A 22,889-nucleotide genomic window follows, 5' to 3' on the forward strand; every position below is an offset into this window, starting at 1 on the left:
CGCCGGTTGCTCGGCAAGCCTGATAAAGTGACAGATCGTGCCCTTGGCACGGCTTTTTCTGGCAATCGGGCGATCGCTACCCTCGGTAGTGGTTCTATTCCCAGGAAAGGTCCCCTCAATGTCCCTCTTGTTTGGCAGCACAGAGCTGCGTCGCAGCCCCCGATGAAACGCCCCACCGCTACGCTGCTGATCTCCTGTCCTGATCAGCAAGGTCTCGTCGCCCGCATTTCCAATTTCATCTTTGCGAATGGTGGCAACATTATTGACGCCGACCAGCACACGGATTTTGAGGCGGGGCTGTTCCTGAGTCGGATTGAGTGGGAACTCACTGGATTTAACCTCGATCGCGAGTTAATTGGCCCTGCGTTTGAAGCGGTCGCTCGCCCCTTGGGAGCGCAGTGGCAATTGCATTTTTCCGATCGCAAACCACGGCTTAGTCTCTGGGTTAGCAAGCAGGATCATTGCCTCCTCGACCTACTGTGGCGACAGCAAGCCGGAGAACTGGATGCAGAAATTCCACTGATTATTAGCAATCACGACAAATTACGTCCGATCGCTGAACAATTTGGTATTGATTTTCTTCATTTGCCCATTACTCGCGAGACGAAAGCAGAGCAGGAAGCTCGCCAGCTAGCAGCGATCGCTGACTATGGGATTGATCTCGTGGTGCTCGCGAAATACATGCAAGCTCTGAGTTCTGAGTTCTTGGCTCAGTTTCCCCAAGTAATTAATATTCACCACTCCTTTTTGCCTGCTTTTGCCGGTGCCAATCCTTACCAACGGGCCTATGAGCGAGGCGTCAAAATTATTGGAGCCACAGCTCACTATGTAACGCCCGATTTAGATGAAGGGCCAATTATTGAACAAGATGTAGTGCGGGTTAGTCATCGTGATGATGCTGATGATCTCGTTCGTAAAGGCAAGGACTTGGAGCGGATCGTCCTAGCGCGTGCGGTGCGTTTACACCTGCAACATCGGGTGCTGACTTACCGGAATCGCACCGTTGTGTTTGCTTAAGCTGTTGATTTGAAGTGGCAAGACAAGGAAATTGATATGACTGAGACTGCGAATCAACGCCGTGAAAGCGACAGCATGGGTGAAGTGCTGGTGCCCACCGATCGCTATTGGGGTGCCCAAACTCAGCGATCGCTGCACTATTTCTCGATCGGTCAAGATCGAATGCCCATTGAAGTCTGTCATGCTCTGGCGATTGCGAAGAAAGCCTCTGCCCTTGCCAATCGAGATTTGGGTGTTTTATCGGCAGAAAAAGCTGATCTGATTGCTCAAGCTGCTGATGAAATTATTGCAGGTCAACTAGATGACCATTTCCCGCTTTATGTCTGGATGACGGGCAGCGGCACGCAAGCCAACATGAACGTTAATGAGGTGATTGCCAATCGGGCGATTGAAATGGCTGGGGGTGTACTTGGGAGTAAAACACCCATTCATCCCAATGATGATGTCAACCGATCGCAGTCCTCGAATGATGTCTTTCCAACCGCAATGCATATTGCTGCAGCTCAAGCGATCGGCCGGCAACTACTGCCCAGTATCGAACGACTAGAACAGAGTCTCCAAGCCAAAGTTGATGAATGGCAAGGCATTGTCAAAATTGGCCGGACCCACCTGCAAGATGCAGTGCCATTAACGCTGGGTCAGGAGTTCTCCGGTTTTGTGGCCATGCTAGCTGAAAATCGTCAGCGCCTACATAATGCTTTGCAAGAACTCTATCCCCTAGCTTTGGGTGGAACAGCGGTTGGTACTGGTCTGAATGCGCCGACTGGATTTGATGTTGCAGTCGCTGATTACATCGCGCAATTGACAGGACTTCCGTTTGTCACGGCAACCAATAAGTTTGCGCAAATTGGTGCCCATGATGCATTTGTTGCTTTAAGTGGCAGCTTGCGAGGACTAGCAGTCTCGCTCTACAAAATTGCTAATGATATTCGCTTGCTAGCCTGCGGGCCACGCTGTGGTTTTAACGAGTTGAGTTTGCCTGCAAATGAGCCTGGTTCATCAATCATGCCCGGCAAAGTGAATCCGACTCAGTGTGAAGCGTTAGCAATGGTTGCCGTGCAGGTCATGGGCTATGACGCTGCGGTCGCTTTCGCTGGGGCTAGTGGTTATTTAGAACTGAATGTCTATAAGCCGTTGATGGTTTATAACGTTCTGGAATCCATTCGAATTCTCTCGGATGCTAGTGATAACTTCCGACGTTTCACCGTGGAAGGAATGACAGCGAATACCGACCAAATCAATACTTACTTAGAGCGATCGCTGATGTTAGTGACAGCGCTGACCCCTGCGATCGGTTACGACCAAGCAGCTAAAGTAGCCAAGTATGCTTTTGAGAAAAATCTCAGCCTCAAGGAAGCGTGTCTAGAACTGGGTTGTATTAGTTCTGAAGAATTCGATCGCTGGGTGGACCCAGCCCAATTAGTGTGATGGTTAAATTGAATCTGATCGAGGATTTTAGTGCCCAATAAGAAGTCTCCAAGCCGGTAAACACTCAAGACCTAGGGAATACTTAGTAATCTGCTAGAGCACTCAGGGGCTGACTGTTTCACTATAGAATGATGCCTCAATCAATGCTGGAATGTCATGCGGTACGACAAGGAGTCGGATTGCATGTCAAGCAACGCCTCTCTAGTCGATCGCCATGGGAGTGCAACGCAAAAGCTAATCCTTGGCTCTGCTATTGAGCGCTTGGAGAAATTTAGTATTCATAATTTGACGGTGCGAGTAGTGGCGCGGCACGCTCACATTTCTGAGCGCACAATTTTTCGCTAATATGCCTCGTGCGATGAATTTCTCGATGCTGCAGTGATCGCCTTGGAGGATTGTCTGCAGATCCCAATATGCATACAGAAATGTTTGAACGAATTTGCTGAAAACTAGGGCGGGAGCGCTGGCAGGCAATTCCATCGATTATTAACAATAATGCCCCGTATCGATCAGCACGCGATCGCAAAATTACAGCGGCCAGCATCCGCTACTATCTCTCAGCTAGTACTTGGTATTACTAGCGCTGTTACTATGGCTCTTCATTGGATGATGCGATCGAAAGTACTGAACTAGCAGTTCGCTTAGCCATTCAAGAAATTGAACAACCAGCTCGCTAGCTATCTCAGGATTGACTCATCACCTCGATAGGAGAAAAACACGATAACACTCGGAATAATGGTCGCTTCCTCAGTCAGGCTATTTGCAGGGCAAAGACAATCACTAGAGCTGTCGCAGTGCAGCTGCCGCTTGTTGTTGTCCGTTAGAATCGCCTCTTTGTTGATAGAGTAACGCCGCTTGATTAAGTGATGATCTTGCTTCTGGTTTCAAACCGCGTGCTAGGTAAGCAAGTCCTAGCCGCAAGTGAAAGTCCGGATTGCGGGGCTCAAGACGTAAGGCATCGCGAAGATAGACTGTAGCGAGTGTTGCGTCTCCTTGATCAAGCAGGATTTGAGTATAGCGATCGAGAGTTTTAGCAGAATTGCGATTGAGTTCAAAAGCGCGACGATAGTTACGATTTGCCGCCTCGCGATCGCCTAAAACCAGATAGATATCTCCTGCTTTGAGCAGCGTGCGAGGATTACGGGGATCAAGACTAATACTGGATTGTAAAGATGTTAGGGCAGCCCGAGGGTTGTTCAGCCCGAGTTGAGCGATCGCCAAATTCGAGTAGATATCTGCTTCACGAGGGGCCAGTCGTGTTGCAGCTTGCAATACTTGTAGCGCGTTCGTGAACTGGCGCTGCTGCAGATAAATTTTCCCCATTTCATTGCGGGGTTGCCAGTTGTTCGGCTCAAGTTGTTGCCAGCGCTGGTAGGTGTTAATTGCACCCACTAAATTGCCCCGCCGTTGCTGAACGGTGGCTAAGCCTCGATAGGCTTCGGCTCGCTTGTTGTCCAATCGCAGCGATTGCTCATAGTAGCGTTCAGCGGCTGCGTACTCACCCAAATTGGCATAGGCCGTAGCTGCTCCAAAGGCAAACGCAGCAGTTTGACTATCCATTGCGATCGCCCGTTCAAAAGAAAGGGCTGCTTGGCGAAAATCTCCGAGTTCGGTGTAGAGATAGCCGATCGCAGAGGCAATACGAGCATCTTGACCATCGATTAACTGGGCTTGTTGATACAGCCCTAATGCCTCAGCCCAGCGCCGTTGTTTCACCGCTTCGCTGCCAGCATCCAAGAGGCGACTCAGTTCTGGATTAGGGACAGCAGCTTGAGCAGGCTGAGCGCTAACAGAGACGATCGCGGGGCTACCCAGTACCATCACGCCAATCGCCAGTCTGGCTCCAAGACGAGCAAGCATAGTCAACTGCGGTCTGAACAACGCCCCTCACCCTAGCAGACGACTGGCACTATCGCGGCTCCAGCAAGCACCCTTGGCGATCGCAATTGACACCACCAATCAGAGCTGAACTTGCTCTAAGAGCTGCCCTGAGGGAATCCAAGCCGTGTGCAATCCGGCCTGTTTAGCTCCTTCAAGATGCTGAGGACTGTCATCTAGGAAAAGCGTGCGGCTAGGGTCGAGTTGATGACGATCGATCACAGTCTGAAAAATGCTGGCGTGGGGTTTGCGATCGCCCAAGTGATGCGAGTAATAGGCCTGCTCAAATAGCGCAGGCAAGCTGCTGTGGCGATCGCCATGATCGTCAATGAAGCGCTGCTCAAAAGCTTCTTGATGGATGGCGTTTGTATTGGAAAGTAGAAAAATTGGACGCTGCGATCGCAGCTGTTCTAAAAATTCGACATGCACCAGCGGCACGCCGCCGAGCATGGCATTCCAAGCCGTATCGATGGCGCGATCGCTCAAGTCTTGACCCAACAACTGGCGGAGACTATCCCGAAAAGTGGCTGGGTCGATGCGACCGGTTTCAAAGTCATCAAACAGGGCCGTTTGTTGCTGCTGGCTGTAAAGAGCGTGCCAGTCGCAGCCACAGAGTTCTTCAAAGGCACGGCGAGTCGACTGATAGTCCAAGTCCAAAATCACGCCACCAAAGTCGAAGATGATGGCGTCGTAGTCCAAGAGCTGAAGCATGGAGCGTCCCGAAGTAAGCGATCGCGGCAATCTCTTGCACAACCTACCCTTGTCTGCGATCGCAGAGCAATTCATTCCGCTGGTGCAGGGCGATCGCTGCCGGATTGAGCAGATTATTTCGACTGGCCAGGTATCACCACCTGACTTTTGGTACGACCAAGATGAGACCGAGTTCGTGCTGATTCTGCAAGGTGAAGCCGAGTTGGAATGCGAAGGTGCAGCACCCCAACGGTTACGAGTCGGAGATTGGCGAATTTTGCCACCGCACTGTCGCCACCGCGTCAACTACACCCAAGCGGATCCTCCAACCATTTGGCTGGCAGTTTTTTATCCCGCTGCAACTGGCACTTGAGGCGGTTGTAGACAACGGATCGCTTCCAGTAAACCCCGCGCCTTGTTCAAGGTTTCTTCGTACTCCTTGATTGGCACAGAATCAGCGACGACACCAGCCCCTGCTTGCACGCTGACACGATGGCCACTCCCTTCTGCCTGAACGATCATCGTGCGGATCGTGATTGCCGTATTCAACTGACCCTCAAAATCGTAGTAGCCATAGGCGCCGGAGTAGGGTCCGCGCCGACAGCCTTCCAATTCATGGATGATTTCCATAGCGCGAATCTTGGGCGCACCGCTGACCGTCCCTGCTGGGAAAGTTGCCCGCAGCAAATCCCAAGCGTCGCGATCGCGATCGAGTAGGCCCACCACGTTGCTGACAATATGCATGACGTGGGAGTAGCGCTCAATCACCATCAATTCATCGACGCGGACGCTGCCTTTCTCGCAGACACGGCCTAGGTCATTGCGACCGAGATCGACCAGCATGACGTGCTCGGCCACTTCCTTGGGATCAGCCAGCAGATCCGTTGCAAGGGCGGCATCTTCTGGTGCAGTGCGCACCCGAGGACGAGTCCCCGCGATCGGGCGGACAGTGGCCACTTGGCGATCGCTTTGGTGTGGATCCTGTTCAGCCTTGACCATCACTTCTGGACTGGAGCCGATCAACTGCCAGTCGCCGAAGCGGAAAAAGGCCATGTAGGGGGAAGGATTGATCAGCCGCAGCGATCGATAGAGATCAAAGGGATCGCCGCTGTAATGCGTCGTTAGCCGTTGCGACAGCACGACTTGGAAGATGTCGCCGGCGCGAATATAGTCCTGTGCTGTCAGTACGTTGGCGCAGAATTGCTCCTGGGTGGTGTTGCTTTGGTAATCGACGGGACGAGACGGTGCCGATTGAGGCGGCAGCCACGGCAGTTGGCGATCGCTGGCGCTCAGTGATCCTTGGAAGCGATTGACCAGTTCCTGCACACGATTGCAGGCCAGCGCGTAAGCGCGATGCAGATCTGGTTCGGCTTGCAAATCCGCATAAGCGATCGCGTAGAGCCGACGCTTGACTTGATCGAAAATCATCAGGCTATCGACCTGCATCCAGCAGCCGTCGGGCAGATCGTTTTCGCCGCCGCTGTGAACCGGGACGCGTGGCTCAATCCAGCGCATCAGCTCATAGCCCCAGAAGCCAAACAGTCCGCCGACGCCCGAGGGCAGTTGCGGCAAATGCACCGGCTGATAGGGCGCTAAACATTGCTTGAGGGCTGCAAAGGGATCGCCGCTAAAGACTTCTTCCGAGCCATCCCGAAACCGACGAGTTGTGCGATCGCCTCTCGCTTCTAGCACCCAGAGTGGATCGCAACCCAAAAAGCTATAGCGACCCAGGTGCTCACCCCCTTCGACTGATTCCAGCAAAAAGCTGTAGGGGCGATCGCGGCAAATGCGGTACCAAGCCGAAACCGGCGTATCCAAATCCGCGACCCACTCTTGATAGACCGGAATGAAGTTGCCTTGCTCAGCCAAGCTGGCAAACGTTGCAAAATCCGGGTAAATCATCGCGGTCAATCCCAAACAGCGGAAAGGCGGATCTTTCGATCCTATTCGACGCAGCCGTAAACGAAAAAGGGAAGCCCGAAGACTTCCCTCAAACTTGTATAAATTCAGACCGGAAACCTAAGCCGTGTAGGGCTGTTTGCCGGTGAATTTAATGGTGGCAGGGTTGGGGTTTTGGCCGATACGGCGATCGACTTTACCCGCGAAGGAGCGACCTTCGTTCACTTTCTCAGGGAAGACACCATCTTTCGGATGGAGGTATCCCACATCCGCGCCGGGGAAGAAGCGATAGATTTTGTAGCTTTCGATCTTGGGTTTGAACTTGGTGCGAAGCTGGGTACCAATGCGAGTGCTTGCTCTTTGCGCGCAAAGTAGAGCAAGTTATCGCCTTCGTGCATCACGGCAGCGCCACCGGTCGGCAGCTCAAACACCTGTTCTTTGGTGCTGGTCCAAGTGATGGCGTATTTTTCTTCGGTCTCTGCGCTCTTGAGTAGACCACCAGTGCTACCGCCAAAAACCGGCGTTTTCCCAGTCAGTGTCTCGGCCATGGGCTTCTCGACAGTGCTTTCCTCGGAATCGTAGCACCGCCCCCAAAGCCGCTCAGAAAGGCTGTTACAGAACTTCAGAGTTCTTATACCTATTCCCTTCTGGCGATCGCAGTGAGAGCCGTCTCATTTCGCGACCGAGCTCGATGTCGAAATGGCGATCGCGCTCACTGATAAGGTGAGAAACGGGCGTGCTGCTGATCACATTGTTATGGCTTTGATTGTTCAAAAATACGGCGGAACCTCGGTTGGCAGCGTCGAACGGATCACGGCGGTTGCCCAACGCATTGCCCAGACGGTTGCTGCTGGCAATCAAGTCGTGGTCGTAGTTTCGGCCATGGGTCACAGCACGGATGAGCTGCTGAAGCTGGCCAATGGGATCAGTGCTAATCCTAGTCGCCGCGAATTGGACATGCTGCTGGCGACGGGCGAACAAGTCTCGATCGCGCTGTTGAGTATGGCCCTACATGAACAGGGCTGCGACGCGATTTCGATGACCGGCGCGCAGGTTGGGATCATCACAGAAGCACATCACAGCCGTGCCCGAATTCTGGAAATTGATCCGCAGCGGCTGCAAAGCCAACTCGATGCCGGTCGGGTGGTTGTCGTCGCGGGGTTCCAAGGCATTGCGTCTAGCGATCGCACAGCGCTGACGGAAATTACGACACTGGGACGGGGCGGTTCCGATACGTCAGCCGTCGCTTTGGCCGCAGCTCTCAACGCCGATCGCTGCGAAATCTATACCGATGTCCCCGGCATCCTGACCACGGATCCGCGCTTGGTACCCGAAGCGCATTTGCTCGAAGAGATCACTTGCGACGAAATGCTAGAGCTGGCCAGCTTAGGTGCGAGTGTACTTCACCCTCGTGCCGTAAAAATTGCCCGCAACTATGGCGTCCGTTTGGTCGTGCGCAGCAGTTGGACGCAGGAACCGGGGACGGGTGTCGTTGCGCCACCACGCCGCAGCGATCGCTCGTTGCAAGGGCTCGAAATTGGTCGCCCCGTCGATGGCCTGGCGTTAGATACGGATCAGGCCAAAGTGGCATTGCTGCATGTGCCCGATCGCCCCGGGATTGCTGCCAGCCTGTTTGGCGAAATGGCGCAGCGCGGCGTCAATGTTGATTTGATCATCCAGTCGATTCACGAAGGCAATAGCAACGACATCTCTTTCACGGTCAGCCAAGCGGATCTGGAGAAGGCAGAAGCGGGCACCACCCAACTGCTCGCGGATCTGGGTGGCGAACAACAGTCGGAAGCCGCTGTCGCCAAAGTCAGTATCAGCGGCGTTGGGATCGTCGGTCGCCCCGGCATTGCGGCTCAGATGTTCAGCGCTTTGGCGCAGGGCGGCATCAACATTCAGATGATCTCGACCTCTGAAGTCAAAGTGAGCTGTGTGATTGCGGCAGCGGATCAGCAACGGGCGATCGCAGCCTTGCAAGAGAGCTTTGAACTGGAAGAGGCGATCGCAGCCACTGCTACCGATGCCTGTACGACCGATTTACCTGCAGTGCGCGGCGTGGCCCTCGATCGCGACCAAGCCCGTTTGGCGATTCTCAATGTGCCAGATCTACCGGGGATGGCGGCTACGATCTTCCAAATTCTGGCCGATCGCCAAATCAGCGTTGACATGATTATCCAATCACAGCGCGGCCGCATCCACAACGGTCAGCCCTGTCGTGACATTGCCTGCACGCTGCCACCGGCTGATGCCGAGCTAGCGGCGGCAGCGCTACAAGCCTTTGCGGATCAACACGGCTGCAGCCTGGAAATTCAGACTGAGATTGCTAAGGTCAGCATTGTCGGTTCGGGGATGGTGCAACAACCTGGGGTAGCAGCACAGATGTTTGCAGCCTTAGCCAACCACGGCATCAATATCCACATGATTGCCACATCGGAAATTAAGGTCAGTTGCATCGTGGATGCCAGCCAAGCGGTTGAGGCTTTGCAAACCGTTCATGCAGCTTTTGGTCTCGCAAGCGATCGCCGGATTGAAGTGCCTGCCTAGTTGCCTGACTTTTCGTCACTGAGTCTAGCCGGGGATCGTTGCTTCGTGACTGATCCCCGCTGTGATAGCCTCTTATCTTTTCGTTCCAGTTAGTTGATGTACCTTTTCAGCGGGTTCTATTCCTACAGCTTTAGCTAGGACAACAGACACAGCGAACTTCGAACAAAATGATGGGAAAAGGAAGTTATTTAAAGTGCTGTTAATCCTTCCTTTACCGCCTCGATACGTAGCCTCTGTTACTGTTCATTAGACGTTCAATGAAATCCCTAAACGAACCCTATGTTTTATGGGGAGAGTCTCGCGGGATTGCTATTCAGGCGTAAAGGAAGTATGTCGGATCGGATTCTGGCTTAGGCCTGAATCCAGGAACTTTGGTGCGATCGCGGTCTGTTCGAACTTGCTGCTAGAGCAGAGCCGCAAAACTTACCAAAAACTAACCTCACTCAGGGGTTCAGTCTCCATGACTTATGGAGTGTTTTTGTGCGGCTTGCAGCTGAGATTTTGGAGCAGACAGAAATGGCGACATCCGTTTTTATTAACGAGTTTCACTACGACAATGCCGGCACGGATGCCGGTGAATTTATTGAAATCTTGGCGCCTCTGGCCACTAGCCTGACTGGCTGGCGCCTAGTGCTCTACAACGGGGCTAACGGTCTGAGTTACAACACTACAGACTTAGGCAGCCTCTCGAGTACTGACCTTGGGAATGGCTTCAAAGCAGTCGTGGTCAACTACCCCAGCAATGGGATTCAAAATGGCGCACCCGACGGCTTCGCCCTCGTAGATGACACAGGCGCCGTGGTGCAGTTTCTCAGCTATGAGGGCACCTTCACCGCCACAAACGGTCCTGCATTAGGCTTGACCAGTACTGATATTGGCATTGCCCAGAGCGGTACTGAACCCCTGGGATCCTCCCTCCAGTTGACGGGCAGCGGCACCCACTACGAAGACTTTACCTGGGCTAGCACGACTACCAACACCAGCGGTGCCCTTAATGCGGGCCAGATCTTGGGTGGGGTTGTCGAGGCGATCGCTCCTCGCATCAACGAATTTGTGTTCGACCACGTTGGCACCGACACCAACGAATATGTCGAAATTTTGGGTGCGGCAAACACGGACTACTCTGCCTACACCCTGCTGCAAATTGAGGGGGACAGCGGTAGCACCCTCGGCCGGATTACCAGCGCCCAGTCCTTGGGCAGCACTGATGCCAGTGGCTACTGGACCACGGGCTTTTTGAATAATGTTTACCAAAATGGCACGCAGACTTTGTTGCTGGTGAGGAACTTTACCGGCAGTGTCAACCAAGTGCTCGATAGCAACGGCGACGGGGTGCTGGATATTACCCCTTGGGATAGTGTTGCCGATGGAATAGCAGTAACTGATGGTGGCCTGGGCGATCGCACCTACACTGCCGCTATCCTCACCCCCGGCTTTGGCGGCAATAGCCTCCGCGTCGGTGGCGCTTCCCGAATCCCCAACGGGACTGATACCGATACCGCTGCTGACTGGGTGCGCAATGACTTTGACCTTGCAGGGCTACCGGGCTTTCCCGGAACACCGGATCAAGGCGAGGCGTTGAACACGCCCGGAGCGGCTAATGCGGTGGTTGATGTGCCACCGCCACCGCCGGAACTGACGGCAATTTATACCATTCAGGGGGCTGGGCAACGGTCTGCCCTCGTTGGCCAGACTGTCACGACCTCGGGTATTGTCACGGCTGTCGACAGCAACGGCTTCTACCTCCAAGACGCCACCGGCGATGGCGATATTGCCACGTCTGACGCCATCTTTGTCTTCACGGGCAGCACCCCCACCGTGGCTGTGGGTAACGAAATCCGCCTGTCTGGGACCGTGTCGGAGTTTACTCCCGGTGGCCTTTCTAGCCGCAATCTTTCTACCACCCAGCTTGGCGGCAGCCTCAACATCACAGTTCTGAGCACCGGCAACACCCTGCCAGCAGCGGTCATTCTGGGCGAAGGCGGTCGTTTACTCCCCTCATCTAATATCGACGATGATGCCTTCGGCAGCTTTGACCCAATCACCGATGGCATCGACTTCTTCGAGTCGCTGGAGGGGATGCGGGTCACAGCTCAAAACCTACTGGTGGTCAATGGTACCAACGGCTTTGGCGAAATCTTTGGGGTAGTCGACAACGGTGCGGGGGCGACGGGTCTGAGCGATCGCGGCACCCTCAACATTAGCCCTGACGACTTTAACCCCGAGCGGGTGCAGGTGCAGTTCGACAGCGGTGTTTTCAACTTCGACTTCCCCGATGTCAACGTGGGCGATGGCATCGGCGCGGTTACCGGCGTGCTGGGCTACGACTTTGGGAATTTCCAGATTGTCGCTACCGAAGACTTCAGCGGCAGCATCCAACGGGGTGGTTTACAACCGGAGGTCAGCACACTCACCCGTGGCAATGACCAGTTGACGGTTGCCACCTACAACGTACTCAACCTCGACCCCAACGATAACGATGGCGATGCCGACATTGCCAATGGCCAGTTTGCAGCGATCGCCCGCCAAATCATCAATAACCTCAATTCCCCGGACATCATTGCCCTGCAGGAAGTTCAAGACAACAGTGGCAGCCTCAATGATGGGGTAACGGCGGCGAACCTGACTCTGCAGACTTTAGTGGATGCGATCGCGGCAGCGGGTGGCCCCACCTACGCCTTCATCGACAACCCGTTCATCACCAACAATGCTAGCGGTGGTCAGCCCGGGGCCAACATTCGTACTGCCTACCTCTACGACCCCAGCCGAGTGTCGTTTGTGGAAGACTCATTGACGACCATTGGTAGCCAACAACCTGGTGAAGCCTTTGCGGGCGCTCGTTTACCGCTAGTCGCTGACTTTGAGTTCAACGGCGAGACGGTGACTCTGGTCAACAATCACTTCTCCTCGAAGGGGGGCAGTGCGCCGATTCTAGGGACTGCTCAACCCTTTGAAAGCCGCCAAGAAGATTCCACAGTTAATGGCTCGTTGGACGATCGCCAGGCTCAGTCTCAGGCTGTGCAGGACTACGTCAATGGACGGCTGGGGAACGACCCCACTGCCAAGGTGATTGTGCTGGGCGACTTCAACGAGTTTGAGTTTGTCTCGCCGGTGCGTGACCTCGCAGCCAACACAGGCCTGACGAATTTGACTGAGCTGCTACCCGAGAATGAACGCTACACGTTTATCTTCCAGGGCAATTCCCAGTCGATTGACCATATTTTGGTCAGCGGCAGTTTGGCTAATCGTGCCGAGATCGATATCGTCAACGTGAATACCGAGTTTGCTGAGTCGCTCCAAGCCAGTGATCACGATCCGGTACTCGCTCGGTTCACCATTGCAGCCCCCAATGTGATCCGTGGTACCTCACAACGTGATGTACTCACGGGCAGCGATCGCAACGATATCTTCCTCGCCAGCGGCGGCCCTGACCGGATTACCACCGGCGGTGGCCGCGATCGCATTGTCTTCACCAACACTAGTCAAACTGGTGTCACCATTACTGACTTTGAGGTGGGGGTCGACAAGCTAGTCCTGACTGACCTGTTGGCGAGCGTTGGCTACACCGGCAATAATCCCCTGGCGGATGGCTTGATCAAAATCCGCAGCTTGGGTAACAGCGATCGCACCCAGCTTTCTCTGGAGTTGGATCGTATTGGCGGTGGGCGCACACAGTCCACAAACTTCCTCACTTTTGAAGGAGTGAGTGCGGCGGAACTGAGCAACTTGGATAACTTTTTCTTCTAGATGACCTAGGCTACAGCAAAAAGTCCCTGAGTTCTCAAGAGATTCTGGGACTTTTTTAATGCATTATTCGGCTGGTTGAAGCGGCGATCGCTGCCAGTCCTGCGAGGGAGCAGCGAAGCTCAACGTCAGGCTGGTTCAGCTTTAGGTGTAATCTAGGGTTTTACTTTTAGAGTTTTGAAGGGTTAAAATCTAAAAGTACATGGCCCAAGCGATCGCAGATATGAGCGCACAAGCCTCTCGAAATCATGAGGAAAAGCGATGGGCTCCAAGCACAACTTTATCTGTCCGAGCTGTGAGTACGAGTCCGGGTTGGTCTCGGGTCAACCAGACTCCGGCATGATGGTCGCAGTCGACACCATGGTTTGCCAAGACTGCCAGTCAGTCGTTGATGTTGTCGTCCAAATCTTCTTGGATGAATACGCAGCTGAAATTGACTTAAATTGTTGTCCTGATTGTCGAGGAACGCGAGTGTCGCCTTGGCCTAGTCAGCATCCTTGCCCTAAATGCCAAGAACCCATGGTGCAAGATAGTCTGTCGCCCGAAATGTTGTGGGATTGACGAGCCAAAGTAAGGGCTTGACCTTGCTGAATCACAGCCAAGCCCCCATAGGGCCAAAGCGCTAAAACACAGCGGGTGCTTGGATCGCTGGCTGAGTCACTGCACTCGATTTCGGAAATTGTTCAACAATTTTGCGAAATTCATCGCCCTCAATCAGTTCTTGATCGATCAAGCGATCGACGAGTCGATCCATCAGCTCGCGGTTCTCTAACACCAGTTGGCGCGCTTCGGCATGACAGGTTTGAATCAAAGCCCGAATCTTGCGGTCAATCTGTGCGGCAACACTTTCAGAATAGTCTGCTCGCCGCGACATCCAATCTCGACCGAGGAAGACTTCGCCTTGATCACTTTCGAGTGCCAAAGGACCCAGATCGGACATGCCGTAGCGGGTGATCATTTCCCGAGCCAGATTTGTAATCATCTCGATGTCAGAAGCGGCACCTTGCGTGACTTCCGCATCCCCAAAGACGACTTCTTCAGCAGCGCGCCCACCCAAGGCAACGACAATGCGATCGCGCAACCAAGCACGGCTATAGAGACCGCTATCGATCAATTCCTCGTTAGGAATCGGTTTGGCAAAGCCGCCAATCCCCCCTGATCGCGGAATAATTGTGACTTTGTCCAAGCGATCGGAATGCTTGAGCAAGGTCATCAGCAAAGCATGGCCGATTTCGTGATAGGCAATCAGCCGCTTTTTCTGACTGTCGAGCAGCGGCGAAAGCGTCATGCCAATCGTGACGCGATCGATCGCATCATCAATATCAGTTTCATCCACGGCAGTTTTATTGCGCCGGGCCGTCAGAATCGCTGCTTCGTTGAGCAGATTTGCCAACTCGGCCCCCGAAAAGCCTGGTGTTCGCCGCGCGATCGCTTCCAAGGAAACCTCTTCGGCCAGTTTTTTATTGCGAGCATGGACTTGCAAAATCCCGAGGCGACCGTTGTAGCTCGGGAGATCAACGGTGATTTGGCGATCGAAGCGGCCGGGACGGAGTAAGGCGGAATCGAGCACATCAGGACGGTTGGTCGCCGCAATAATGATGACGCCCGAGTTTTCCTCAAAGCCATCCATTTCAGTCAGCAATTGATTGAGGGTTTGTTCCCGCTCGTCATTGCCACCGCCAATGCCAGCCCCACGCTGCCGTCCAACTGCATCGATCTCATCGATGAAGACGATGCAAGGAGAGTTTTCCTTGGCTTTACGGAACAGATCGCGAACGCGGCTCGCGCCAACGCCGACAAACATCTCCACAAATTCGGAGCCGGACATACTGAAAAACGGCACGCCTGCTTCACCGGCGATCGCCTTAGCCAGCAGTGTTTTCCCCGTCCCCGGGGGGCCAACCAACAACACCCCGCGTGGAATGCGAGCCCCAACAGCGGTGAAGCGATCGGAACTACGCAGGAAAGAAACGACTTCCTGTAGCTCTTCCTTCGCTTCTTCAATGCCGGCCACGTCTTCAAACATCACGCCGGTTTTGGCTTCCATTTGAAAGCGGGCACGGGACTTACCAAAGTTCAAGGCTTGGTTGGCAGCTCCTGCCGATCGCCGCAGCAGAAAAACCAGGCCGACGATCAGGATCAAAATCAGCCCGAGGTTGACCAGCGTGCCTGCTAAGGCGCTGTTGTCCTGTGTCGGTGTGACCTCAAAGGGCACGTTGTAGCGGCGTGCCGTCTCGATTAACTCTGGATTTTGGTTAAATAGCGGGACTTCTGCACTGCGCCGCCCTTGCAGTTGCACCCGAGCAACGCGCTGCACGGGGTCGTAGTCAATACTTTGGACTTGGCCGTCCGCAATATCTTTGAGCAGGCCCGAGTAATCGAGGGAGACTGTCGTTGGCTCGCTGCGATTTTGGGCGAAGGCCGGTGGAATGTTGCCGCCACCCAAACTCAATCCGAGCAGCAGCACCCAGACAAAACGCCAAGAAGAACGGGTGCGGGACGGGGTGAGAGGCTTGGGCATAGTCGGCAGTACAAACCCCAAGGGCAAAAAAATAGCACCTCCAGTCTAGCGGCGCGCTCTGTTCCTGCGTTGAGCGGTGGCGATCGCCCTCAGCAAGCGCGGCGAACACCCTCAACCAGTTGACCTGCGCTGCCCAACGAATCTATGATCGTCTTTCTGTGAATCTTCCAATCATCCAGTAATCTGCCATGGCCGTCCCAAAGAAGAAAACTTCCAAGAGCAAACGCGACAAGCGCAAAGCCACTTGGAAGCGTAAGGCTGCTCTGCAGGCTCAACGGGCGCTGTCCTTGGGTAAATCCGTTCTGACCGGTCGGGCGAAAGGCTTCGTGTATCCGGCTCAAGACGAAGAAGAAACCGAAGAATAGGCTCTGCTGCTCAATTTAAGTCAGCACCTGGGTGACAGCGTGATCCGCACCGATCGCTGCCACCCAATTTTTGCTACCTGCTGTAGGTTGGCTGATCGGTTCAATGAAGAGTTGCGGATGTAATGCCTTCCAGAAGTACTGGACGAAATCCGCGATCGCCTCAGGCGACATTGCCTGACCCCTTTGACGCTGTAGTTCTTGCTCTGCTTGCAGCCGCCAGTCGTAGCTCCAGCGAAAGTCCTGTGGGCGCAAAATCAGCAGCTGATCGATAAACGCCCATAACGGCTCATAGTCCACTAAACGCCGATTGCAATCCGTCGCAAACCCTTGATCAGCTGTTGTCTCGATCGGCCAAGGCCAAGCGGAAGGGGGCCAATGGCGAACGCGCTGGCAGCCAACAAACCAGCCCTCAAAAATCACCAGATCGACTCGACCCATCGGCACTGGCGCGATGCGATCGCCTGCTCCGGCTTGCAGTGACTTATCAAATCGGGGCAAGAGCGTTGGCTGACCCGCTCGGAGGTCGGTCAGAGTCTGCTGCAACACTGGCAGATCGTGGGTACCAGGTGGCCCACGCCAAATCAGTCGTGGATCCTGTGTTTGCAACTGACAGCGATCGCGGAAGCTGAGGTAACCATCGTCGAGGGACAAGCTGCAGACACGATACCCCTGTTGCTGGAGGAGCAAGGCCAGCACCTGTCCCAAAGTGGTTTTGCCACAACCCTGCCCGCCCAAAATGCCCAGAATGAAAGGACTCGTCTGCTGTTGAATCTGCTGAGCCAGGTGTTGGGCCAGAGGCAACCACAGACGCCAGAGAGTCTTCCAGAACGGTGGTGCACCGGCTGGCAGGGCTGGAAAGCAGTTACAGAGCGGGAACCAAGCGGCCCGCAGCCACTCGGCCTGCACCAACCAATCCATGTCTGGGCGATCGCTGACCATGAGTGCTGTTGCCGCAAGCTGCCAGTGCTGAGCAACCACCTGCAGAGTGTCATCAGTCAGCATCTCTGCTTGATCTAAGGCTGCTGCTGCCTTGGCGGCGATCGCCGCGTCTTCAGGATCCCAGCTTGAGGGTTTCCAAGGCCAGGCCATAGAGAGCACCAAGCTTGAGATTTTGCAGCAAGAGGAACGGCAAACTGCGATCGGGTTTGCCGGCCCCAGGCCCGCGATAGTACAGCCAGCTGCAAGTTTCTACTGAGATCGTAATCACCGCCGCAAAGCTGGGATCCCACACCCCTGACTGGCCGGCCACGAGGGACAGGGTGTTGGTCAACCAAAACCCGAAGAGCAGGAAAATAATTTGCAGCGACAGGCGCCGCCAGGGCTGCTGGAACCATTGCAGGACCCTACCGCCGGCTTCACTCACCAGTTGGTTGAGGCGCGTATTCTGCATATCGGCGAGGACAGGGCAGAGAACGGGCAGCAACAGCGTTGAATACGCGATCGCCACTGCAGAGCATATTAGTCTTGCTGTGTAGAGGTGGGGAATGGTCCTTGGGAAGGGAATCCGGGGTGAGCAGTCGAAGAGTCCAATGGTTGAGCGGCGGCTTGCTACTGACAGCCCTTTTGGGTGGTTGTGGGCTGCTCAGCGGTTTTTGGGGTGTGGAAGCCCCCTTGGGAGAGGCGGTCCCACCGATAGCAACACCCCCCCTGCCGCCGGTTCCGCCGCGCTTCCAAGGCAATGTTTCGCCACGGGACAGTGCTGATCTGAGCGATCGCATGGCCGCCAATCCAGCTGCCTATCGGGCTCCCATCCGGGTGGCAAATCGCTCGAACCATCCGGTGCGAGTCGTTCTGCAACAGGCTGCGATCGCCAAGACGACCGATCCGGTGCACTGGGACTTTGCGCCCCAGGAAGTTGGTCCCCAAGGACTGGTGCTGTCCCTGCCCCAGGGGGAGCTGCGAGTCCAGCCCCAGGACGTTCTGGTGGCCTTTGCCCTCGATGGATCCCAGCTCTACTGGGGACCTTACCAAGTGGGCCGCGATCGCCAGCCGCGCTGGAATCCTGAGCGACAGGAGTGGCAGCTCTTGATTGAGAATCCTGTGCCAGACAGAGGTGAAGACCCCTCACCGGTAAAATAGGGCGTCAGTAATCGCAAGGACGATGAACAAGATGCCAGGGTCGTGGACAACGGGGCGCATGCTCTTGATCGGCGGTGCTCTGCTTTTCGCAACTCTCTGGCTGAGCGATCGCCTCTTGACGGTCGTCAGTGCGGGCGGCTCTTGGCTTGGCTTAGCGATCGCGGGGCTACTGCTGTTGCGCTGGTTACGGAGTCAACCACCAGCGATCGCAGCAACTACGACGAAGACACCGCTGCTGACCCGAGCGATCGTGGAATCGCGCCTAGAGGCCTTGAGCCAGCAAGTGACTGAGCTAACTGAAGAGTACGGGCAAGCTTGCACGGATCCGCTACCAAGCCTGCGATCGGGCTTGCAAACGCGAGACCTCAAGCTGGCCGTCGTTGGGGCACCAGGTGTCGGCAAAACCAGTTTGGTCAATGCCCTCGCCCGCGACTGGCAACCACGCTTCAGTCTCGAGCTGCAAGATACGTTCTGTCTGTTCCGCAACATTGCCACAGCCGCAGAGGCATTCACTCTGCCACCGGATCTGTTGTCTGCTGACCTGATCCTGTTTGTGATTCAGGGGGACCTCAGCGCCTCCGAGCTGCGCTGTTTGCAGAGCCTCTTACCCCAGTCCAATGTTCTGGTGATTTGCAACAGTACGGCGACCGCTGCAGAAGCCGAGCGAGAGCGAAGGGCTGTTGCAGCTCATCTAGCGGGCCTCGTCTCACCTGAAGCAATTGTGTCGGTGTCCGCGATCGCCAGCGATCGCACGGGCATTGCCTCCCTCCTGCAGCGGCTGGACCAGTGGCTGAGCAGTCGCAGCCTCGAACAGCATCTGTTGCAAGCCGTCGATCGCGCCATCAATCGCCAGCAGGCTTGGCTGACCGCTCAACTGTTTGAACAGCGCCGTCTACGGGCGATCGCCGCGATCGATCGAACCCAGTGGCTTGTGGCAGGAACAGTCTTCCTCAATCCAGTGCCCAGCCTGGATCTGATTGCTACCGTTGCCGCCAACGGTCAGATGCTGGTCGAAATTGGCGGGGTTTTTCAGCAGCGCTTCAGCGTTGAACAGGCAAAAGCGATCGCCCTCAGTTTGGGTGACCTGTTGATCAAGCTGGGCTTGGTGGAATGGTCAACGCAAACGCTGGCCGGGCTGCTCAAGAGCAGTGGCTTGGCCTACGTGGCAGGTGGTGCAGTACAAGCTATCAGCGCCGCCTACCTCACGCGGGTGGTTGGCATTACCTTGATCGAGTTCCATCGCCGTCACCCGCATCTCAGCTTAGAAACGCCAGAAGCACGGCTAGAACTGAGTCGTCTGTTGCCCGAGGTGCTCAGCCAAGAACAGCGCAGTGCGGTCTTGACGGGTTTCTATCGTCAGGCCAAGCAGTGGCTAAGTCAGCAGCCGGCCTTGCCGGCCAGTGCCTCCTGAGGCACTTGGTTGAGTAGCGCCAGCAGGGGGCCAGCTTGTTCTTGTCCACTGACGGCTAGGTCACTGTGGCAGAGAATGATGCGATCGCCCGCCCGAGCCAAGAGGTCTGCGAGGCAGCGCAGCAAGCGAGTTTGGGCTGCCTCAACGGGATCGAAGGGGTGCGGTGGGTGCCGTAAAAAGGCGGCGTAGCCGTAGTAGGCAGGCTGGTCGCGTTCCCAGAGGGGCGAGCCAATGTCCAGCCAAAACTGCCAGCGATGCTGGGCCTGAAGCATTCGGTATTGATAGAGCGTCGCGAGGGTGACGGCAGCGATCGGCGGCTGCCACTGGCTTTCTGGGAAGGGATCGGCGGCAAAGGTGCCATCCATAACCAAGCTGTAAAATCGGCCCGCGATCGCGGCTTCTGGTGCCGTTCCAAGGACGGCCTGTAACTGCCAATGGTGATCGGCCACTTCGAGCAGACGCCGTAGATGGGCAGTGTCTGCCAAACTGAGGCGATCGCGCGGCAAGAATTGCTGGGCAGCAGCTTCTAGCTGACCTAGGGCAGAGGGCTCCGTCTGCGCTTGGTGAAGCCAGTCCAGGATCGACTCATAGGCCCGAATCGCTTCGTCACCAAAACGATCCCAGCGCGGTGCCGCTGTCACTGCCAGTAGTTGGGGCTGCTCCCGTTGCGGCAGATAGAGGACATCCGCCATTAAGCCTGCTCGCACCGCATCGATCGCGCCATCGCTTAAGGTGGTCAGCATTTCTGCTACAGCCTCGCGCCGTAGGTGAAGCCCTAAACCTGGTTGGAGAAAGGCCAGGAGCGTGAGCAGCGATCGCACCAAGGCCGAACTGGGTAGGCGGCGCTGCTCTGCGAGGGGACGGACGGCAATCCCTCGCTTCTCTAGAATTTGGATCAAGGTGTAGCGAGCGATCGCATCAATACCGGGACCCACGATCGCAATCTCTTGGGGTTGAATCACACCGTTCTCAACGGCTTGAGCGATCGTTTCGGCCACCTGCCGCAGCAGTTGTCCCCGCGACACCGTTTGCAGACTAGAGAAAGGGCTCTCAAACCACACTGGAGCAGTATCCAACCCATCAGCGGTTTCTAAGCTGGCTTGGAGGGCAGGTTGCCAGCAACTCAGACCAACGGATCCCGATCGCTGCGCCGGCGACTCCCCGCCAATTGCGCTCGCCCATGCTTGCCAAGCTTCAGGATCGGCCCCTTGACCTTCGCGGCAGCGGCCGAGGGGGTTGAAGGTACAGCCCCAGGGCCAGCCAGCGGCCTGAAATCGCTGGAAAACCGGTAGCAGTAACGCTGGATATTCATCGACATCATCACCGTAGCAGCCGCTAAAGCGCTGACTGAGGCGATCGCGATAAGTTGCCAGCGGCCAGAGATCTTGGCTGTAGAGCAGCGCCGCTAGACCATAGCTCAGCAGCCCCTGCGCCAAACACCAATCGACCCAAGTCTGGAGGGCAGGTACGATCGCCGGTGGAAGAGAGGCAGGCAGAACGGCTTGCAGGCGCTGGGGAATCTCGGGAATTGCAACGCCCGCCAACCCGGCCAGTAGCAACAAGTCCAAGCAGCGCCGTACCGAAGCGGCCGCTACAGTACCGGGCCAGAGCAGACTTTCGTCGTTTAACCAGCCTTGCCAAACTTGACTGGCCAGAACCTGCTCGCTTTCCGAGGGTAGGAAGACAACTTGGTTTGGGGCTTGCGACAATCGCAACCAAGGCCAGAACAGCTCTACTTCCTGCTGAATGAAGCCAAGGGGCGTCGCAGTTTGATAGGTGGCAGTAAGGCCAACGGTAGCGCGAAGTCGCGTTTCGAGTTGTAGGCGGCGATCGCCCGTGGCAGCAAAAATTAGCAGCGGCAGGCTGCTCGGGGATTGCGATCGCCCTACCGCTTGCACCCACTCTGGTAATTGCTCGGTCCGTCCTTGCCGACTTGGGCAGTCGAACCACATGGCCGTTGACATTGCAGCAATCTCAGAGCACTACAATCATGGGACAGTCACTGCTGGCATCGCCGCGATTTCCTCTGATTTACTATGGCGTTCTTTGCAGGGATTTCCGATTGGGTTGCTCAACGCCTTCAGCGGAATTCTGAAACTGCGCGGCTCGACCTAGAGCGAGCCTACGAGGCTGCTCTCTACATCACCGCCCTTGAAACTGAATACGCCAGCGGGCGATCGCTGCGGCGCTTGCCCTCCCAGCTCAGTGCCCGTCAGCAGACGAGTCTCCAAGCGGAATTGCGACAAACACTCCGCAGCCTGCGGCACTACCGACAGCGCTACAGACGCCATCAGCCCGTCCAGCTCCAAGCGGGGCTAGCCTTGGGCCGACCCGGGATGGGGATGCCGACCATCGCCCATGAGAAGCTACAACTCATTGAGCAAGTCTTAGCCCGCTACGGACAGCCCACTGTTCACTCCTCCAATCCTGATGATTCGCAACTGATGACCTCGAAAAACAACTCGAAGCCAGTTCCCGATCCCGAAAGTGATGATGAGTATCTGATCAGTCAGACAAGCTTTTTACCGCGATCGATTTTTGGCGCGTTTGCTGACTTACGCCAGCAGCTAGATCCCAAGGCCGAAGACCAGATTGTTCAGAATTTTCGATCGCGCAAGGGCAAAACCCTAATCGCTTTACGGTTTGTCCTGCTGTTGGTCTTGGTACCCCTGCTAACACAGCAAATCAGCAAGTCATTCATCGTTGGCCCCATCGTCGATCGCCTGCGCAGCCAAGACCCAGAGGCAATTTTCCTCAACTTCCAAATGGAAGAAGAAGCTTTCGTCAAGCTGAATCAATACCAGCAGCTACTCCGCTTTCAGCACTACCTCAAAGAAGCCCCACCCCTGACAGAGGCTGAAATTGATGAGCGGGTGCGGGAGAAGGCCGAAGAAATCGCTGTTGAATATCGCCAAGAAAGTTCTAATGCAATCAAGAACATTTTTGCGGACCTCATTTCTGCAGCAGCCTTTGCTATCTTGCTGATTTCCTCACAGGAAGAAATTCAGCTGCTCAAATCCTTTATTGATGAGGTTGTCTACGGCATTAGCGATAGTGCCAAGGCCTTTATCATTATTTTGTTCACTGATATTTTTGTTGGCTTTCACTCACCCCACGGCTGGGAGGTGATCCTAGAGTCAATTTCTCGACACTTTGGAATTCCGGAGAATCGCTCTTTTATCTTCCTGTTCATTGCGACTTTTCCCGTCATCCTTGACACGATCTTCAAGTATTGGATCTTCCGCTATCTCAACCGGATTTCACCCTCGGCTGTGGCGACTTATCGCAACATGAACGAGTAGACGAT

At 55.3% G+C, this 22,889-nt stretch carries 17 protein-coding genes and 1 pseudogene; 10 read left to right on the plus strand and 8 right to left on the minus strand.

What is annotated here, in order from left to right:
* Positions 1–162 precede the first annotated feature (162 nt).
* Entirely contained in the window at positions 163–1,017 is an 855-nt protein-coding gene (gene purU / locus SYC_RS02775; protein ID WP_011242849.1) for a formyltetrahydrofolate deformylase, read from the plus strand.
* Positions 1,018–1,053: 36 nt separating this feature from the next.
* On the plus strand, positions 1,054–2,445 hold the full coding sequence (gene fumC / locus SYC_RS02780; RefSeq protein ID WP_011242850.1) for a class II fumarate hydratase: 1,392 nt from the start codon (positions 1,054–1,056) through the stop codon (positions 2,443–2,445).
* A 780-nt stretch (positions 2,446–3,225) separates the two neighbouring features.
* Here fumC and SYC_RS02790 read toward each other — a convergent pair.
* The gene (locus SYC_RS02790) at positions 3,226–4,305 is read right to left on the minus strand and encodes a tetratricopeptide repeat protein (protein ID WP_011242851.1); all 1,080 of its coding nucleotides are present in this window, start codon (positions 4,303–4,305) and stop codon (positions 3,226–3,228) included.
* 99 nt (positions 4,306–4,404) lie between these two features.
* Positions 4,405–5,034, minus strand: coding sequence for an HAD family hydrolase (locus SYC_RS02795; RefSeq protein WP_011242852.1), 630 nt, complete (start codon positions 5,032–5,034; stop codon positions 4,405–4,407).
* On the opposite strand from SYC_RS02795, the gene SYC_RS02800 reads away from it, so the two are divergent.
* The gene (locus SYC_RS02800; RefSeq protein WP_011377826.1) at positions 5,033–5,386 is read left to right on the plus strand and encodes a cupin domain-containing protein; all 354 of its coding nucleotides are present in this window, start codon (positions 5,033–5,035) and stop codon (positions 5,384–5,386) included. The genes SYC_RS02795 and SYC_RS02800 overlap by 2 nt on opposite strands.
* Here SYC_RS02800 and SYC_RS02805 read toward each other — a convergent pair.
* Together SYC_RS02805 and SYC_RS02810 are read right to left on the minus strand one after the other, a co-directional pair.
* Positions 5,362–6,915, minus strand: coding sequence for an anthranilate synthase component I family protein (locus SYC_RS02805; RefSeq protein WP_011242854.1), 1,554 nt, complete (start codon positions 6,913–6,915; stop codon positions 5,362–5,364). The genes SYC_RS02800 and SYC_RS02805 overlap by 25 nt on opposite strands.
* 117 nt (positions 6,916–7,032) lie before the next feature.
* A pseudogene (locus SYC_RS02810) lies at positions 7,033–7,460 on the minus strand (photosystem I reaction center subunit II PsaD).
* Between the two features lie 208 nt (positions 7,461–7,668).
* On the opposite strand from SYC_RS02810, the gene SYC_RS02815 reads away from it, so the two are divergent.
* The 3 genes from SYC_RS02815 to SYC_RS13515 all read left to right on the plus strand — a co-directional run bounded on the left by SYC_RS02815 (position 7,669) and on the right by SYC_RS13515 (position 13,767).
* Positions 7,669–9,462, plus strand: coding sequence for an aspartate kinase (locus SYC_RS02815; RefSeq protein WP_011242856.1), 1,794 nt, complete (start codon positions 7,669–7,671; stop codon positions 9,460–9,462).
* 516 nt (positions 9,463–9,978) lie between these two features.
* On the plus strand, positions 9,979–13,209 hold the full coding sequence (locus tag SYC_RS02820) for an endonuclease/exonuclease/phosphatase family protein (RefSeq protein ID WP_041677083.1): 3,231 nt from the start codon (positions 9,979–9,981) through the stop codon (positions 13,207–13,209).
* Between the two features lie 258 nt (positions 13,210–13,467).
* Positions 13,468–13,767 carry a hypothetical protein gene (locus SYC_RS13515; RefSeq protein ID WP_011377821.1) on the plus strand — a complete coding sequence of 100 codons (300 nt, stop codon included), beginning with the start codon at positions 13,468–13,470 and terminating at the stop codon, positions 13,765–13,767.
* Between the two features lie 61 nt (positions 13,768–13,828).
* Here the strand turns inward: SYC_RS13515 and ftsH are convergent, their stop codons facing one another.
* Entirely contained in the window at positions 13,829–15,727 is a 1,899-nt protein-coding gene (gene ftsH, locus SYC_RS02825) for an ATP-dependent zinc metalloprotease FtsH (protein ID WP_011242858.1), read from the minus strand.
* 188 nt (positions 15,728–15,915) lie between these two features.
* Between ftsH and rpmF the strand changes: the two genes are divergently transcribed.
* The gene (gene rpmF / locus SYC_RS02830) at positions 15,916–16,092 is read left to right on the plus strand and encodes a 50S ribosomal protein L32 (RefSeq protein ID WP_011242859.1); all 177 of its coding nucleotides are present in this window, start codon (positions 15,916–15,918) and stop codon (positions 16,090–16,092) included.
* Between the two features lie 15 nt (positions 16,093–16,107).
* Here rpmF and SYC_RS02835 read toward each other — a convergent pair whose 3' ends face one another.
* Together SYC_RS02835 and SYC_RS02840 are read right to left on the minus strand one after the other, a co-directional pair.
* Positions 16,108–17,181 (minus strand): hypothetical protein, encoded by a 1,074-nt coding sequence (locus tag SYC_RS02835; protein ID WP_231621322.1) that lies wholly within the window; start codon positions 17,179–17,181, stop codon positions 16,108–16,110.
* Positions 17,144–17,539: a DUF565 domain-containing protein gene (locus SYC_RS02840; RefSeq protein ID WP_011377819.1), complete on the minus strand. Its 396-nt coding sequence runs from the start codon at positions 17,537–17,539 to the stop codon at positions 17,144–17,146. Before SYC_RS02840 ends, SYC_RS02835 begins: the two co-directional genes overlap by 38 nt.
* Positions 17,540–17,601: 62 nt before the next feature.
* Between SYC_RS02840 and SYC_RS02845 the strand changes: the two genes are divergently transcribed.
* Positions 17,602–18,171, plus strand: coding sequence for a hypothetical protein (locus SYC_RS02845; RefSeq protein WP_011242862.1), 570 nt, complete (start codon positions 17,602–17,604; stop codon positions 18,169–18,171).
* A 22-nt stretch (positions 18,172–18,193) separates the two neighbouring features.
* Entirely contained in the window at positions 18,194–19,582 is a 1,389-nt protein-coding gene (locus tag SYC_RS02850; protein ID WP_011242863.1) for a DUF697 domain-containing protein, read from the plus strand.
* On the opposite strand, the gene SYC_RS02855 is transcribed toward SYC_RS02850, so the two are convergent.
* Positions 19,549–21,546, minus strand: a complete 1,998-nt coding sequence (locus tag SYC_RS02855; protein WP_011242864.1) for a hypothetical protein — start codon at positions 21,544–21,546, stop codon at positions 19,549–19,551. The two genes, SYC_RS02850 and SYC_RS02855, sit on opposite strands and share 34 nt — an antisense overlap.
* Positions 21,547–21,618: 72 nt before the next feature.
* Here SYC_RS02855 and pxcA point away from each other — a divergent pair, with 72 nt between their 5' ends.
* Positions 21,619–22,884: a proton extrusion protein PcxA gene (pxcA, locus tag SYC_RS02860; RefSeq protein ID WP_011242865.1), complete on the plus strand. Its 1,266-nt coding sequence runs from the start codon at positions 21,619–21,621 to the stop codon at positions 22,882–22,884.
* Positions 22,885–22,889: the final 5 nt, after the last annotated feature.

It is taken from the genome of Synechococcus elongatus PCC 6301 (genome assembly GCF_000010065.1).
Lineage (GTDB): Bacteria > Cyanobacteriota > Cyanobacteriia > Synechococcales > Synechococcaceae > Synechococcus > Synechococcus elongatus.

What these genes read in the sequence shown, in the direction of transcription:
- purU (WP_011242849.1), top strand. Translation starts at nt 163, where the DNA reads ATGAAACGCCCCACCGCTACGCTGCTGATCTCCTGTCCTGATCAGCAA.
- fumC (WP_011242850.1), top strand. Translation starts at nt 1,054, where the DNA reads ATGACTGAGACTGCGAATCAACGCCGTGAAAGCGACAGCATGGGTGAA.
- SYC_RS02790 (WP_011242851.1), bottom strand. Translation starts at nt 4,305, where the DNA reads ATGCTTGCTCGTCTTGGAGCCAGACTGGCGATTGGCGTGATGGTACTG.
- SYC_RS02800 (WP_011377826.1), top strand. Translation starts at nt 5,033, where the DNA reads ATGGAGCGTCCCGAAGTAAGCGATCGCGGCAATCTCTTGCACAACCTA.
- SYC_RS02795 (WP_011242852.1), bottom strand. Translation starts at nt 5,034, where the DNA reads ATGCTTCAGCTCTTGGACTACGACGCCATCATCTTCGACTTTGGTGGC.
- SYC_RS02805 (WP_011242854.1), bottom strand. Translation starts at nt 6,915, where the DNA reads ATGATTTACCCGGATTTTGCAACGTTTGCCAGCTTGGCTGAGCAAGGC.
- SYC_RS02815 (WP_011242856.1), top strand. Translation starts at nt 7,669, where the DNA reads ATGGCTTTGATTGTTCAAAAATACGGCGGAACCTCGGTTGGCAGCGTC.
- SYC_RS02820 (WP_041677083.1), top strand. Translation starts at nt 9,979, where the DNA reads ATGGCGACATCCGTTTTTATTAACGAGTTTCACTACGACAATGCCGGC.
- SYC_RS13515 (WP_011377821.1), top strand. Translation starts at nt 13,468, where the DNA reads ATGGGCTCCAAGCACAACTTTATCTGTCCGAGCTGTGAGTACGAGTCC.
- ftsH (WP_011242858.1), bottom strand. Translation starts at nt 15,727, where the DNA reads ATGCCCAAGCCTCTCACCCCGTCCCGCACCCGTTCTTCTTGGCGTTTT.
- rpmF (WP_011242859.1), top strand. Translation starts at nt 15,916, where the DNA reads ATGGCCGTCCCAAAGAAGAAAACTTCCAAGAGCAAACGCGACAAGCGC.
- SYC_RS02835 (WP_231621322.1), bottom strand. Translation starts at nt 17,181, where the DNA reads ATGGCCTGGCCTTGGAAACCCTCAAGCTGGGATCCTGAAGACGCGGCG.
- SYC_RS02850 (WP_011242863.1), top strand. Translation starts at nt 18,194, where the DNA reads ATGAACAAGATGCCAGGGTCGTGGACAACGGGGCGCATGCTCTTGATC.
- SYC_RS02855 (WP_011242864.1), bottom strand. Translation starts at nt 21,546, where the DNA reads ATGTCAACGGCCATGTGGTTCGACTGCCCAAGTCGGCAAGGACGGACC.
- pxcA (WP_011242865.1), top strand. Translation starts at nt 21,619, where the DNA reads ATGGCGTTCTTTGCAGGGATTTCCGATTGGGTTGCTCAACGCCTTCAG.